Raw genomic sequence first — 13,810 nt, 5'->3', positions numbered from 1 at the left:
GTTCAGGCCCTGCCGGTCGGGCCCGGCCTCGCCATGTCGGTCGTACCGGTGCCGGGTTCGCGTTGCTCGAGGGCCTCGGCCAGGCGCCGGGCCAGCTCGCCGCTCTCCGCGGCACCCAGGTCGCGCACCCGCTCGGCGGTGACGGTGATCTGCGTGCCGTCGGGCCGGGTGATCGTGACCGTCTGATTGCCGCGGCGGTTCTGCAGCCAGGCCACGACCGCGGCACCCAGGGCGGCCGTCGCCCCGCCGGGGGCGAGCAGGAGGGTGAGGAACTCGGACGCCGCGCCCATCGTGCCGGGCGCGGGATCGGGCGCCGGCTCCGACTTGATGTGCGCCCGCAGCTCCGGGTGGCGCTGCAGCCACCGGCGGAGATCGTTCACTGCGCCGCCGCCGGGGCCGGAGCCCGGGCTGCTGACCGTCAGCGTTGCCTTCACTGTGCCCTCACTGCCCCTTCGCGCCTCACGTGACTTCCGGGGCATCCGAGGCTAGCACCGCAACGGGACGCTACAGAACGGAAGTTCGGTCACGGTCGGCTATCGGCGACGGCGCCCCCCGCCGGGGCCTGTGGAGGCGGGGGGCGCCGGTACGTGGGGCGCCGGGGATCAGACCCGCGCCGCGCCGCGGTCGCGCCGGCGGGCGGCGAACACGGCACCGCTGCCCGCGAGCACGAGCGCTCCGGCCGCGCCGAGGAGGGGGGCGGTGGGGGTGTTGGCACCGGTGCTGGCGAGGGAGGCGGTGTTGAGGCTGCCGCCGGTGGTGCCGCCGCCGGTGGTGGAACCGCCGCCTGTCGTGCCGGCACCGCCGGTGGTGGAACCACCGGTGCTGGAGCCGCCGGTGGAGCCCGCACCGGAGCCGCTGCCTCCCGTGCTGCTCCCCGAGCCCGTGCCGGTCGAGTCGTCGGGCAGCTTGGCCTTCTCGTCGACGGTGACGGCGAGCGAGACGGGGTCGAGCTCGGCACCCTTCTTGTAGAAGGCACGGTTCTGGTACGAGAAGACGTTCACGCCCTCCTCGGTCAGCTTCGCCGGGACGGCGGAAAGGGAGACGACCCCGTCCTTGGCCTTGAGGGCGTCCGCGGAAAGCGTCAGGTCCGCGAGCGGCACGTCGTTCTTCTTGTTTGTCGTCTCACCGTCCTTGGTGGCGACATCCGCGGTGAGCGTGCCCGTCGTACCGGACGCCTTGACCTTGAGGTTGCTGAACCTGAGATCCAACTTGCCCTGGTCACCGGTGAAGTGCAGCTGCCCGTTGAAGGTGGCGTCCAGCTTGGCGGCGGCCTCGTTGTAAGTGCCGCGCCCCTTCGCGAACCGGTAGCCGTCACCCTTCTTCTCGACGTCACCCGAGAGCTCGATCTTGCCCTTGGCGTACCCGTCGGCGATGTAGTCGCGGAAGGACTTCTTCACGCCCCAGTCGAGCCTGCCGTCATAGACCTTGTCCTTGACGGAGTTCTCACCGGACGTGCCACTGGTCGAGCCGGCCGAAGCCCCGCCCGACGTCCGGCCTGTCTGCTCGCCCGAGGCACCGCTCGACGCACCACCGGAGGCCCCGGCCGACGCAGCACCGCCGGTCGTGCCCGCCGTGCCGCCCGCGTTCCCGCCCGAAGCGTTGCCGGACGTGCTGCCCGACGCACCGCCGGCCGACGCGGCACCGCCGGTCGTCCCGTTGGACGCGCCGCCCGACGTGCCGCCGCCCGCAGGCGGGTTCGGCACCTGGGCTACCGTCTTCGCCACGATCTTCGCGGAGTCGATTACGGTACCCGGCTTGTAGAAGGCGCGACCCTTGTACGAGAAGACCTTGGAGCCCTCCGCGGTCATCGTCGCGGGTATCTCGGCGAGGGTGAGCACACCGCCCTCCTCGCTCTTCTTCGCCTTCTCCACGTCGAGTGACGCGATCGGGAGATCGTTCCGGGTCTTCCCGTCCGCCGCCGTGACATCGGCGGTGATGTGCCCGCTCTTGCCGTCGGACGACGCCAGCTTCAGGTCTGTGAACTTGAGGTCCAGTTCCCACTTGCCGTCATTGGCGTGCCCGCGGAAGTGCACACCGCCCTTGAACGTGGTGTTGACCGCCTGCGAGGAGGGGTCGTACGAGCCCTGGCCTTCGACGAAGGTGAAGGGACCGTCGCCGGTGCGCTGCGTCCCGTCGGTCACCTCGATCTTGCCGCCACCGAAACCGGTCTCGATGTACTGGCGGAACGATTCCTTGAACCCCCATTCCAGCGTGCCGTCCTTGAGCCCGGACTTGGCGGGCGGACCGTCCGCCGCATGGGCCGCCGGGACGGCCAGCGCGGTCGCGCCCAGGGCGGCGGCCGTGGCGACGGCGGCCGCGAGGGCGAGGGAGCGGCGGCGTGCAGGGACTGTCATGGTCGGTTGTCTCCTATGGGTAGGAAAACGCTGGTGTCAATGAGATAAGGGCCCGCGCCGGCCGCGCCGCGTGAGGGGTGCGCCGCGGCCGGCGCGGAGTCGGTGGGGCGTCAGTCCCCGGCGGCGGGCCGGCCCGCCGCCGCGGCGCGGCGCCTGCGCATCACCACGAGCGCGGCGGCGGCCACGACCAGGACTCCCGCGCCCCCGGCGGCGACCGGGAGCACCGGGAAGGACGAGTCGGAAGAGGCATCGGTTGCACTGTTTGCGGACACCCTTTGACCGGAATCCGGCTTCTGAGTGCTCGGTTCCGGTGCCACGGACGCCTTGCCCAGGTCCGGCAGCGGCGGCAGCTTCGCCTTCGCGTCGAGGGGGACGGCGAGGGAGACGGGGTCCATCTCCGCGCCCTCCTGGTACATGCCGCCGAAGGCCTTCGCGCCGTCGGCGGTGAGCTCCGCGGGGGCCTCGGTGACGGCGGCGAGGCCGTCCTTCTCCTTGAGGCCGGCGGCGTCGAAGGTGACGAGAGGAACGTTTTTCTGCGGGTCTCCGCCGCCGCTGCTCACGTCGGCGGCGAGCGTCCCCTTGCCGTCCTTCGCCGTCACCTTGACCGCGCTCAGGGCGAGGTCGAGGTGCTTGCCGGTGAAGCGGACGGTGCCGGTGAAGGCGGCGTCGAGCGTGTGCGCCTCCGCATCGTAGGTGCCCTTGCCGTCCGGGAAGCGGAAGAGCGCTCCGCCGTCCTGGGCGCCGTCGCTCAGCTTCCAGGAGCCCTGGGCGATGGACCCGGTGACGTATTCGCGGAAGGTGCGGCGTACGCCCCAGTCGACGGCCGCGCCGGTGAACCCGCCCTTGGGGACGTCCTTCTTCTCCGGCTCGGGCGCACCGGAGGACGGCGCTCCGCCGGGCGCCGGGCTCGCCGCGGCCAGGACGTCCGCGGACAGCGCGACCGGGTCCAGCGCCGTGCCGGCCGTGTAGTAGCCCGCGAAGGCCTTCGCGCCGTCGGCCGTGAGCGTCGCGGGGACGTTGGCCAGCGTTACGGCCGTCCCCGCGCCGCGCATGTTCACGCCCTTCAGGTCGAGCGCAGCGAGCGGCACTTGCGACGCCTGCGTGACCTCGCCCGTGCCCTTGGCCTTGCTGCTCATGTCGGCGTAGAGCGTGCCGCTCCCGTCCTTGATGCGGACGGTGGGGCGGCTGATGGTGAGGTCGAGTTCGTACGAGCCGTCGGGCTTCTTGTGTCCCGTGAAGTGCACGCCGCCCGAGAAGCCGGCGTCGAAGGCCCCGTTCCCCGCCTCGTAGCTGCCCTTGGCGGAGTGGAAGCGGAACCGGCTGCCGCCGATGGTGGCGGCGCCGCCCTGCAGGTCCCAGCGCCCCTGGGCGATGGGACCGGTGACGTAGCTCTGGAAGGAGGACTTGACGCCCCAGTCGAGCCGCCCGCCGGAGACCGTCCGCGCGCCGTCGGCGTTCCCGTCCGCGGGCGCCGCCGGTGCCGCGGACGCGGCCGCCCCCGGCCCCAGCCCCGGCACCAACCCCGCCAGCACCGCCGCGAGCAGGGCGACGACAGGGGCGCGGGCGGGTCTGGGCGGCGGCAGCATCGAAGGGGCCCCTTTCGGGCGGGACGGCGCGGACAGCACGGGACAGCGCGGGACGGCAGACATCGTGAGACATCGCGCTATGGCTACTTAGGTAAGGCTAACCTAAGCTACATTCCATCAGGTCGGAAACCCCCGGCCGGAGCGAAAGGCAGAAAGAACCGTGCTTCAACGGCAGTCGGCGGGCTCCGCGATATCTACCCCACGCCGCACCGGCATATGCGCCGCACTGCTCACTTGGCTCACTTTGGCCGTCCTGGCCCTCACCGGCTGTGGTGCCTCGGGCAGTTCGAGCAGCTCAGGGGGGTCCACGACGGCGAGCAAGACGTCGGCAGCCGACCGTATCGAGCCACTCTCCGGCACGCCGAAGTCCCAACTGCCCGCGACCGTACGGTCCGCGGACGGCCATGACGTCACCGTCCGCAGCACGGACCGGATCGTTCCGCTCACCGGTGCGCTGTCCGAGATCGTCTTCAGTCTCGGTCTCGGGGAGCGGGTCGTCGCCCGCGACATCACCGCCACCTTCGAGCAGGCGGCGAAGCTGCCCGTGGTCACCCGCGCCCACGACGTCTCCGCCGAGAGCGTGCTGTCGCTCAAGCCCACGCTCGTCCTGGCGGAGACCACGACCGGGCCCGCGGAGGCCGTGGGCCAGATCCGCGCCGCCGGAGTCCCCCTCGTCGTCCTCGACCCGGCCAAGAAGCTCGAAGACGTCGGCCCGCGCATCGGCAAGGTGGCCGCCGCCCTCGGCGTCCCCGCCGCCGGGGACGAGCTCGACCGCCGTACGCAGCAGCGGCTGAAGAAGGCCGCCGCAGCCATCCCCCAGGGCGGCGGCAGCGGCAAGAAGCCGCGCGTCGCCTTCCTCTACCTGCGCGGCTCGGCCTCCGTCTACCTCCTCGGCGGGGCCGGGTCCGGCGCGGACTCGCTCATCGAGGCCGCGGGCGGCGTGGACGCGGGCAAGGAGTCCGGCCTGAAGAAGGACTTCACCCCCATCACGAGCGAGGCCCTCGCCAAGGCCGCGCCCGACGTCATCCTCGTGATGAGCAAGGGGCTCGCGTCCGTCGGCGGCGTGGACGGGCTGGTGAAGATCCCGGGCGTCGGGCAGACCCCGGCCGGGCTGGACCGCCGCGTCGCCTCCGTGGACGACGGCGTGCTGCTGAATTTCGGCCCCCGCACCGACACCGTCCTGGCCTCCCTCATCGAGCAGATCCACGCCGGGAAGTGACGCGACGTGAGCCTCCTCAGAACCACGGCCCCCTCCCCCGTGGCCGCCGCCGGCGCCGCCGGTGAGCCCGGCGGCGGGCAGCAGCCGCGCCGCCGCCGCACCACCGCCCTCCTCGCCGCCGGCATGGCCGCGGCCCTGCTCCTCGCGTGCCTGCTCTCCGCCGGGATCGGCGCGTACGACATCCCGCTCGGCGACGTCGTGGGCTCCCTGCTGCACCGGGCCGGGCTCGGCGGGGCGGAGCTGGACCGGGTCCCCGAGAGCGTGCTGTGGAACGTACGGCTGCCGCGCGTGGCCCTGGCCCTGCTCGTCGGGGCGTCGCTGGGGTGCGCGGGGGCCCTGATGCAGGGGGTGTTCGGCAATCCGCTCGCCGAACCCGGCGTCATCGGCATCTCGATGGGCTCGGCGGTCGGCGCGGTCGCCGCGATCTCCCTGGGGCTGACCTTCCTCGGCAACTGGACGGTGACCGCCTGCGCGTTCGTGGCCGGGCTCGTGACCGTCCTGCTCGTCTACGCCCTCTCGCGCTCGGGCGGCCGTACGGAGGTGGTCACGCTCATCCTCACCGGCATCGCGGTGAACGCCTTCGGCGGGGCGCTCGTCGGCCTCGGCATCTTCGTCGCCGACAACGCCCAGGTCAGCCAGATCACCTTCTGGCAGCTCGGCTCGCTCGCGCAGGCCACCTGGCCGAGAGTGCTCGCCGTCCTGCCGTGCGCCCTGGCCGGCCTGGCCGTAGCGCCGCTGTACGGGCGGAAGCTGGACCTCCTGGCGCTCGGCGAACGGCCCGCGCGCCATCTGGGCGTGGACGTCGAGCGGCTGCGCCTGGTGCTGGTGCTGGTGGTCGCGCTGCTGACGGCCGCGGCGGTGGCCGTGGCGGGGGTCATCACGTTCGTGGGCCTGCTGGTGCCGCACCTGCTGCGGATGGCCGCGGGCCCCGGTCACCGGTTCCTGGTGCCGGGCAGTGCGCTGGGCGGGGCGCTGGTCCTGGTGGCGGCGGACCTCGCGGCCCGTACGGCGGCCCAGCCGGCGGAGCTGCCCCTGGGCGTCCTGACGGCCCTCTTCGGCAGCCCGTTCTTCTTCTGGTTGTTGCGCAGGACCCGCCGGAAGCAGGGGGGCTGGGCATGATCAGGGAACTTCTCCGCAGCCGCGGGCGGAAGCGCCGCCTCCCGCTCCCCTCCCCCTTCGGGACCGTCCGCGCCGAGGCCCGTGGCCTGCACGTGCGCCTCGCCGGCCGCACCGTCCTCGACGGCGTGGACCTCCAGGTCGCGGCCGGCGAAGTCCTCGCGCTCGTCGGCCCCAACGGCGCGGGCAAGTCCACGCTCCTGGCCGCGCTCGCCCACGACCTGCCGGCCGGCTCCGGCGAGGTCCGCATCGACGGCGAGCCCGCCGCCGGCTGGACGGCCGCCGAACTCGCCGTGCGCCGGGCCGTGCTGCCGCAGTCGGCGGAGCTGTCGTTCCCGTTCCCGGTGGAGGAGGTCGTCCGGATGGGGCGCGCGCCGTGGGCCGGGACCCCCGCCGAGGGCGAGGACGACGAGGCCGTCCGGGCCGCCATGGCCGCCGCCGAGGTGGCCGGATTCGCCTCCCGCCCGTTCGCGGCGCTCTCCGGCGGCGAGCGGGCGAGGGTCGCCCTGGCGCGCGTGCTCGCGCAGCGCACCCCGATCCTGCTGCTCGACGAGCCGACCGCCGCGCTGGACCTGCGCCACCAGGAACTGGTGCTGCGGATCTGCCGGGAGCGGGCCGCGGCCGGGGCCGCGGTGGTGGTCGTCCTGCACGACCTCGGCCTCGCGGGCGCGTACGCGGACCGGGTGGCGGTCCTGCACGCGGGGCGGATCGCGGCGGAGGGGCCGCCGGCGCACGTCTTCGAAGCGGAGCTGCTCGGTCGTGTGTATGCACAGCCGGTCGAGGTCATTGATCATCCGCGTACGGGTGAGCCACTGGTGATCCCGAGGCGCGAGGCACGAGATGTTGCGTGACCGCCTCCGGCGCCATACTGGTCGCGGTCGCCGCGGGCGCCCCGGGTAGGGTGGCGCCGAACCGAGCAGCCACCAAGGAGTCGAAGCCCGATGAGACGACGGGGGGCCGGCGGACCCCGCAGGACGCGGACGGCGGTGACGGCGGCGGCGCTGCTGCTGACGGCGACCGGGTGCATGACGGTGCACGGGGAACGGGAGATCGTCCCGTCGGTGGGCAGGGCTGAGGCCGCCAAGGTCCTCAAGGCCTTCACCGACGGCTACAACGAGGGTTACCGCAAGCTCGACCCGGGCGTCATCGCCCGGGTCGAGACCGGTGCGCTGGCCGAAATAGGCAAGGCCGACCTGGCGGCGCAGAGCGTCCAGACGCCCGGCGGCAACCCGAAGTACCCCTCCCTGGTCCTCGACGACGCCCGCTTCGCGATACCCGCGCAGGCCGGCTGGCCGAAGTTCTTCCTCGCCGACACCCGCAGCAACCGCGACGCCAACCGCTGGCTCGTGGTCTTCACGCGGCACGGGGTGAAGGAGCCGTGGAAGGCGGCCTACCTGTCGATCGTCAACCCGGGAAAGGTGCCGGAGTTCACGACCGGCAAGGACGGCTACGCGCAGGCCGTCCCGGCGGCCAAGGGCAAGGACCACGGCCTGATGGCCGAGCCCGGCAAGGTGAGCGCCCTCTACACCGACTTCCTGCGCACCGGCAAGGGCCGGGACTTCGTGCCGGGCCCGCGGACCACGGGGCTGCGGGAGGAGCGCGACAAGGTGCGCCGTACGGCCACCTTCTGGACGGAGTTCATCGACACCCCCGAGAAGGCCCCCGCCTTCCCCGCTCCGGCGCTGCGGACCAAGGGCGGCGGTGCGCTGGTGTTCTTCACCGCGCACCACCGGGAGAAGCGCACGATGGCCGAGGGGCTGCGGCCCGCGGTCACCGATCCGCGGACGAAGGCGCTGCTGAAGGGCGAGCTCAAGCGCTCGGTGACGTACACGCGGGTCTCGGAGGCGGCGGTCGAGGTGCCCCCGCGGGACGCGGACGGCGGGATGATCAACTTCCTCAACCGGATCGACACGATGACGGCCGCGCAGGGCGAATAGCGCACCGAGCGAATAGCACCGCCGGGCGTACGGATCCGGGCGGTGGGGCGGGCCGGGCCGGCGCCGGAGCGGCCGGGTCGGACCGGTTCAGCGGCCGATCGGCCAGGCCGCCTCGTGATCGGGACGGTCGCCCGCGTACTGGGCGCAGGCGTCCGTGAGGGTCTCCAGGAGCGTCAGCGGATCCGGCAGCGGCCGCTCGGGACCCTGGAGCCAGGCCACGCCGGACTCCTCCGGCAGCCGCGAGGGGGGCAGCAGCACATAGCTCCCCCGGCAGTGCCAGCGCAGGCCCGGATGCTCGTCCATCGTCTCGGGATGGCAGTCGAGCTCGCAGGGCCACCACTCGTCCTCGTCGTCCGGGGTGCCGCGGGTGGCGGTGAAGAAGAGCATGCGGTCGGGGGCGACGGTGGCCACGGGCCCGGTCTCGACGCCGGCCTTCTGCAGCCGCTCCAGGGCCTGCCGGCCGGCCTCGAGGGGGACGTCGAGCACGTCGTGCGCGATGCCGGTGGCGGTGACGAAATTGGCCTCCGGCTGGCTGCGCAGCCAGGCCGTGACCTTCTCGGCGTCGGTGGTGGCGAGGGTCTGCCAGGCGAAGGAGACGGGGTGGCGGCCGGGGGTGGGACAGCCGATGCGCTCGCAGGAACAGCCGTACCCGGACGGGTGCGCGGCCGGGGCCAGCGGGAAGCCCGCGGCTGCCGCGGCCAGGAGCAGTTCCTCGCGGGCGGCCTCGGATGCCGCGCCCGTGCCCGTACCGCCGCCCGCTCCGCTCCTGGGGCGGCGCAGCCACTGGGAGAACCTGCTCTTGCGTTCCATCTATCCCCTCACTTCGACCGCGGTCTCCGGTCAATGCTGCCACCATCCTGCGCCTGGTGTGACCGTCGGACGTATCCAGGGGGTGTGAGACCGGCCGCTCGCGCGGGCGGGGCCATCTATCCGTTCCGCCGTCCCGGCCGGTCCGGAGCCTGCGCCGGACGGGTCACGGACGCGGCGCGAGACCGCGCAGGGCGAGGTCGAGGACGGTGTCCGCGTAGGCGTGGGTGAGCGGCAGGGTGCGGTTCAGCCAGCGGTGGAAGAGCGGGGCGACCAGCAGTTCGAGGGCGACGCGGACGTCGGTGCCGGGGTCGGCCTGGCCCGCTTCCTGGGCGGCGCGCAACCGGCGGGCGTACGCCTGGAGCTGGGGTTCGAGGAGCTTCTCGGTGAGGGCGCGGCCGAGTTCGGGGTCGTTGGCGGTCTCGGAGACCAGGGCGCGGGTGGGGGCGTCGAGACGCGGGTCGCTGAGCTCGTCGACGGTGGCCCGCAGGACGGTCCTGAGGTCGGCCGCGAGGTCGCCGGTGTCCGGGAGCTCGGCGGCGGCCGGGCCCGTGCCCTTGAGGACGCAGGCCTCGAAGAGGACCGCCGCCTTGGAGGGCCACCAGCGGTAGATGGTCTGCTTGCCGACTCCGGCGCGGGCGGCGATGGCCTCGATGGTGAGCTTCGCGAAGCCGGACTCGCCGACGAGTTCCAGGGCGGCGTCGAGGATCGCGCGGCGGGAGCGCTCGCTGCGGCGGGAGGCGTCGGGGGCCTTGGGGGCCTTGGAGGGCGGCGAGGACGGTGCGGACGGTGAAGGCGGTGCGGACGGGGCCGGGGCGTCGGTCATGGCGGCATCCTAACGACACGCGAATCGAGACGTATCGTCTTGACAAGACGAGACGTCTCGTTGGATGCTTGCGGCGAAGCGAGACGGAGTGTCTCGCTCAAGCGAAGGGAGAACCCCATGAGCAGGAGCGGATCGGGCGGCATGCTCGGAGTGGGCGGCACCCGCAGCAACCTCTCCCGCAATGCCCTGCGCGGCGGCGGCCGGGGCGGGCGGGCCGGAGGCGGCGGCGACGCGGCGGCCCAGAAGCGGGAACTGCTGCGGAAGTTGCGGGAAGGACGAAGCGGAACCACCGGCGCGTGAGTGAGCCAGCGGTAAACCACCCGTACGGTTCATGCGCCAAAGCCCGTGGAGCGTGGACGATTTGGGCACGCACGACGATCCCGTACGTGCCCAACACCACCGTGAGGAGCACTCCTTGCGTAGTACAGCTCCACGCGCAGCCACTCCGCGGCGCTATCTGATGTGCCCCCCGGCCCACTTCAAGGTCACCTACTCCATCAACCCCTGGATGGATCCGGCCAAACCGGTCGACATCCCTCTCGCGCTCGCGCAGTGGGAGGACCTCAGGGACCGCTATCTGGCCCTCGGGCACACCGTCGAGGAGCTCGAGCCCCGGCCCGGACTGCCCGACATGGTCTTCGCCGCCAACGGCGCGACCGTCGTGGACGGCCGGGTGCTCGGCGCGCGCTTCGCCCATCCCGAGCGGACCGCCGAGGCCGCCATCCACGCGGCCTGGTTCCGGGAGCAGGGCTACGCCGACGTGCTCGAACCCGAGCACATCAACGAGGGCGAGGGCGACTTCGCCGTCACCGCCTCCTGGCTGCTCGCCGGGCGCGGCTTCCGCAGCAGCCCGCTCTCCCACCCCGAGGCGCAGGAGTTCTTCGGCCGGCCGGTGATCGGCCTCGACCTGGTCGACCCCCGCTACTACCACCTGGACACGGCGCTGTGCGTCCTCGACGACACCACCGACGGCGAGATCATGTACTACCCGGGCGCGTTCTCGGCAGGCAGCCGTGAGGTGCTGAGACGGCTGTTCCCCGACGCCCTGATCGCGAGCGAGGAGGACGCGTCGGCCCTCGGCCTCAACGCCGTGTCCGACGGGCGGCACGTGCTGCTGCCGCAGGCGGCGGTGGGGCTCTTCGAACCGCTGCGCGCACGGGGGTACGAGCCGATCGGGATGGACCTCGGCGAGCTGCTGAAGGGGGGCGGCAGCGTGAAGTGCTGCACGCAGGAGCTACGGGGTTGACGCCCTCCCCCTGCGGCAGGGTCCGCGCCCCGTGAGGGGCGCGGGGAACCGGGCGATCAGCCACGCACGGTCCGCGGCCGGCAGAGCACCCGGCTCACGCCCCGGCCGGAGGCCACTCGTCACCCCAAGCGGCGTCGCGAGCCACCTTGTACGCGTCGCCGTGGCGCTTGGTCACCGTCTCGCGGGTCAGGCCGTCCTCGGCCGTGCAGAGTTCGAGGAGGACCTGGCCCTTGCGGATCTGGGGCTTGCGGACGATGCGCGCGGGTGCGGCATCCTCCGGCACGTCGCCCCGTACCGCCGCCACGTACGAGAACTTCTCGTCCTCGTACGCCAGTGAGCCGCCCTTGACCTGCCGGTGCAGCGAGGAGCGGCTCACCCGGGCCGAGAAGTGGCACCAGTCCGTGCCCGGCTCGATCGGGCACGCCGCGCTGTGCGGGCAGGGCGCGACCACGCGGAAGCCGGCCCCGACCAGCCGGTCGCGGGCCTCGATGATCCGCAGGTAGCCGTCGGGCGTGCCCGGCTCGACGATCACGACCGCCCGCGCCGTGCGGGCTGCCTCGGCCACGACCGCGGCGCGGGCGGCGTCGGTCAGCTCCTTCAGCACGTACGAGACGGTGACGAGGTCCGTGCCCTCCGGCACCTTCAGGCCGTCGCCGATGATCCCCCGCTCCCAGCGGGCAGCGCGCAGGGCCGGCTCGGAGGCCTCCCCGGCGAGCTCGGCACCGAGCGCGAGGGCGGGTGCGGCCCAGTCCAGGACCGTCGTCTCCCGGCTCTCGCCCTCCCAGGCGGAGGCCACGGCCCACGTCGCCGCGCCCGTCCCGCCGCCCACGTCCACGTGCGAGGCGGGCACGAAGGACGGCAGCCGGTCCCGGAACGCCTCCAGCGCGGACCGCACGGCCTCGAACGTGGCCGGCATGCGGTAGGCCGCGTACGCGGCCACGTCGGAGCGGTCGCGCAGCACGGGGGCGTCGGTGGGCGTCGCACCCCGGTAGTTGGCGATCAGCCGGTCGACGGCCTGCGCGGCCCGGCGCGGCGGCAGACCGTCGAGGAGCCCGGCGAGCGCGGTGCGCAGTTCGTCGCCGGACCGGGGGGAATGGGGGGCGTGCATTCGGAAAAGTCTAAGCGGCCGCGGCGGGCGGCAGGTCCGGCGCCATCCGCCGGGCCGCGGCGGCGTGGCGGCGTGGCGGCGGAGGAACCGCCGGGCAGCAGCCCCAGCGCTCGGCCGCAAGGTTCCTCCGCCGCGACGGCGAGAACCACGACGTACGTGACCGGCGGTGCCGGAGCGGCGGACGACGGGGGCCCGGCGGGGCCACGGCCGCGGTCGGGCCGCGGTCGGCGCGGTCCCGCCCGGCACACCCCGCCGGCAGGCTCAGTCGCGCTTCTGCCAGGGCCGGCACAGGCCCAGGAAGCACGCCGCCGACGCGAGCGCGCACACCAGCTGCACCACCGCCATCGGCACCGCCGTGCCCTCCCCCGCGATGCCCACGAGCGGCGAGGCCAGCGCGCCCAGCAGGAACGTGGACGTGCCCAGCAGGGCCGAGGCGGAGCCCGCGGCGTCGCGGGAGCGCATCAGGGCCTGGGCGTTGGTGTTGGGCATGGCCAGGCCCATCGCGGACATCAGGACGAACAGCCCGCCCGCGATCGGCACGAGGCCCGCCTTCCCGAAGACGCCGGAGGCCATCAGCAGCAGGGCCGCGGCGGCCAGGGCGATCACGACGAGGCCGACGGCGAGGGCCTTGTCGAGGCTCACGCGGCCGACCAGCAGCTTGCCGTTGATCTGGCCGACCAGCACGAGGCCGATCGAGTTGAGGCCGAAGAGCAGGCTGAAGGTCTGCGGGGAGGCCCCGTAGATGTCCTGGACGACGAAGGGGGACGCCGAGATGTAGGCGAAGAGCGCGGCGAAGGCGAAGCCGCCCGCGAGCATGTAGCCGGTGAAGACCCGGTCGGAGAGGAGGGCGCCCATCGCGCGCAGGGTCGCGCCGAGGCCGCCGGCCTGGCGCCGCTCCGGCGGCAGGGTCTCGTACAGGAAGCGCCACACGGCGAGGGTGAGCAGCAGGCCGACGACGGTGAGGACGACGAAGACGCCCCGCCAGTCGGTCAGGCGCAGGATCTGGCCGCCGATGAGCGGTGCGACGACGGGGGCCACGCCGGAGATCAGCATGAGCGTGGAGAAGAAGCGGGCCATGGCCACGCCGTCGTAGAGGTCGCGCACGACCGCCCGGGCGATGACGATGCCGGCGGCGCCGGCGAGGCCCTGCACCAGGCGGAAGCCGATCAGCAGGCCGGCGTTCGGGGCGAGGGCGCAGGCGGCGGTGGCCACGACGTAGACGGCCATGCCGGCGAGGAGGGGGCGGCGGCGCCCCCACTTGTCGCTCATGGGGCCGACGACGAGCTGGCCGAGCGCCATGCCGAGGAGGCACGCGGTGAGGGTGAGCTGGACGGTCGCGGCGGGGCTGTGGAGCGCGCCGGTGACCTCCGGCAGGGCCGGGAGGTACATGTCCATGGAGAGCGGCGGCAGCGCGGTCAGGCCGCCGAGGACGAGGGTGACGATGAGGCCCGTGGCGCGCGCGGCACGGGCCCCGGCTATGCCGGGGCCCGTGGAGTGGCGTTCGGCGGGCGGGGCGGGCTGCTGCTCCTGCTCGGCCGTGTCCTGGCCGGGGTCCGTCATGCGTCGCGCTCCGTGCTCCGTGGTTGTCGTCTGTTCAACCATGGTGTCATG

At 73.5% G+C, this 13,810-nt stretch carries 13 protein-coding genes; 6 read left to right on the top strand and 7 right to left on the bottom strand.

Annotation, left to right across the window (positions count from 1 at the left end; genetic code table 11):
• Positions 1-2: 2 nt before the first annotated feature.
• From ACFPP6_RS04855 to ACFPP6_RS04845, 3 genes are all read right to left on the bottom strand, one after another.
• Positions 3-434, bottom strand: a complete 432-nt coding sequence (locus ACFPP6_RS04855) for an effector-associated constant component EACC1 (RefSeq protein WP_382037528.1) — start codon at positions 432-434, stop codon at positions 3-5.
• 168 nt (positions 435-602) lie between these two features.
• A complete protein-coding gene (locus ACFPP6_RS04850; RefSeq protein WP_382037526.1) occupies positions 603-2,354 on the bottom strand; it encodes an HtaA domain-containing protein in 1,752 nt (583 codons plus the stop codon).
• Between the two features lie 110 nt (positions 2,355-2,464).
• Positions 2,465-3,937 carry an HtaA domain-containing protein gene (locus tag ACFPP6_RS04845; RefSeq protein ID WP_382037725.1) on the bottom strand — a complete coding sequence of 491 codons (1,473 nt, stop codon included), beginning with the start codon at positions 3,935-3,937 and terminating at the stop codon, positions 2,465-2,467.
• 193 nt (positions 3,938-4,130) lie between these two features.
• On the opposite strand from ACFPP6_RS04845, the gene ACFPP6_RS04840 reads away from it, so the two are divergent.
• The 4 genes from ACFPP6_RS04840 to ACFPP6_RS04825 all read left to right on the top strand — a co-directional run bounded on the left by ACFPP6_RS04840 (position 4,131) and on the right by ACFPP6_RS04825 (position 8,212).
• Positions 4,131-5,159, top strand: coding sequence for a heme/hemin ABC transporter substrate-binding protein (locus tag ACFPP6_RS04840; protein WP_382037724.1), 1,029 nt, complete (start codon positions 4,131-4,133; stop codon positions 5,157-5,159).
• Positions 5,160-5,198: 39 nt separating this feature from the next.
• Positions 5,199-6,278: a FecCD family ABC transporter permease gene (locus tag ACFPP6_RS04835; protein ID WP_382037722.1), complete on the top strand. Its 1,080-nt coding sequence runs from the start codon at positions 5,199-5,201 to the stop codon at positions 6,276-6,278.
• On the top strand, positions 6,275-7,126 hold the full coding sequence (locus tag ACFPP6_RS04830; RefSeq protein WP_382037525.1) for a heme ABC transporter ATP-binding protein: 852 nt from the start codon (positions 6,275-6,277) through the stop codon (positions 7,124-7,126). Before ACFPP6_RS04835 ends, ACFPP6_RS04830 begins: the two co-directional genes overlap by 4 nt.
• A gap of 90 nt (positions 7,127-7,216) precedes the next feature.
• A complete protein-coding gene (locus tag ACFPP6_RS04825; RefSeq protein ID WP_382037523.1) occupies positions 7,217-8,212 on the top strand; it encodes an SCO2278 family lipoprotein in 996 nt (331 codons plus the stop codon).
• Positions 8,213-8,299: 87 nt separating this feature from the next.
• Here ACFPP6_RS04825 and ACFPP6_RS04820 read toward each other — a convergent pair whose 3' ends face one another.
• Complete coding sequence (locus tag ACFPP6_RS04820) at positions 8,300-9,022, bottom strand: bifunctional DNA primase/polymerase (RefSeq protein WP_382037521.1); 723 nt, start codon at positions 9,020-9,022, stop codon at positions 8,300-8,302.
• Between the two features lie 163 nt (positions 9,023-9,185).
• Positions 9,186-9,845: a TetR/AcrR family transcriptional regulator gene (locus tag ACFPP6_RS04815; protein WP_382037519.1), complete on the bottom strand. Its 660-nt coding sequence runs from the start codon at positions 9,843-9,845 to the stop codon at positions 9,186-9,188.
• Positions 9,846-9,962: 117 nt separating this feature from the next.
• On the opposite strand from ACFPP6_RS04815, the gene ACFPP6_RS04810 reads away from it, so the two are divergent.
• Both ACFPP6_RS04810 and ddaH read left to right on the top strand, forming a co-directional pair.
• The gene (locus ACFPP6_RS04810; RefSeq protein WP_168091894.1) at positions 9,963-10,145 is read left to right on the top strand and encodes a DUF6243 family protein; all 183 of its coding nucleotides are present in this window, start codon (positions 9,963-9,965) and stop codon (positions 10,143-10,145) included.
• Positions 10,146-10,260: 115 nt separating this feature from the next.
• A complete protein-coding gene (gene ddaH / locus ACFPP6_RS04805) occupies positions 10,261-11,091 on the top strand; it encodes a dimethylargininase (protein ID WP_382037517.1) in 831 nt (276 codons plus the stop codon).
• Between the two features lie 94 nt (positions 11,092-11,185).
• On the opposite strand, the gene ACFPP6_RS04800 is transcribed toward ddaH, so the two are convergent.
• Both ACFPP6_RS04800 and ACFPP6_RS04795 read right to left on the bottom strand, forming a co-directional pair.
• A complete protein-coding gene (locus tag ACFPP6_RS04800; RefSeq protein WP_382037516.1) occupies positions 11,186-12,199 on the bottom strand; it encodes a small ribosomal subunit Rsm22 family protein in 1,014 nt (337 codons plus the stop codon).
• Between the two features lie 261 nt (positions 12,200-12,460).
• Complete coding sequence (locus tag ACFPP6_RS04795; protein ID WP_382037515.1) at positions 12,461-13,759, bottom strand: multidrug effflux MFS transporter; 1,299 nt, start codon at positions 13,757-13,759, stop codon at positions 12,461-12,463.
• Positions 13,760-13,810: the final 51 nt, after the last annotated feature.

The organism is Streptomyces aureoversilis (assembly GCF_042657885.1).
GTDB lineage: Bacteria > Actinomycetota > Actinomycetes > Streptomycetales > Streptomycetaceae > Streptomyces > Streptomyces aureoversilis.
Note: the sequence above shows the minus strand (reverse complement) of the source record. Positions and strands in the feature narration are given on the sequence as shown.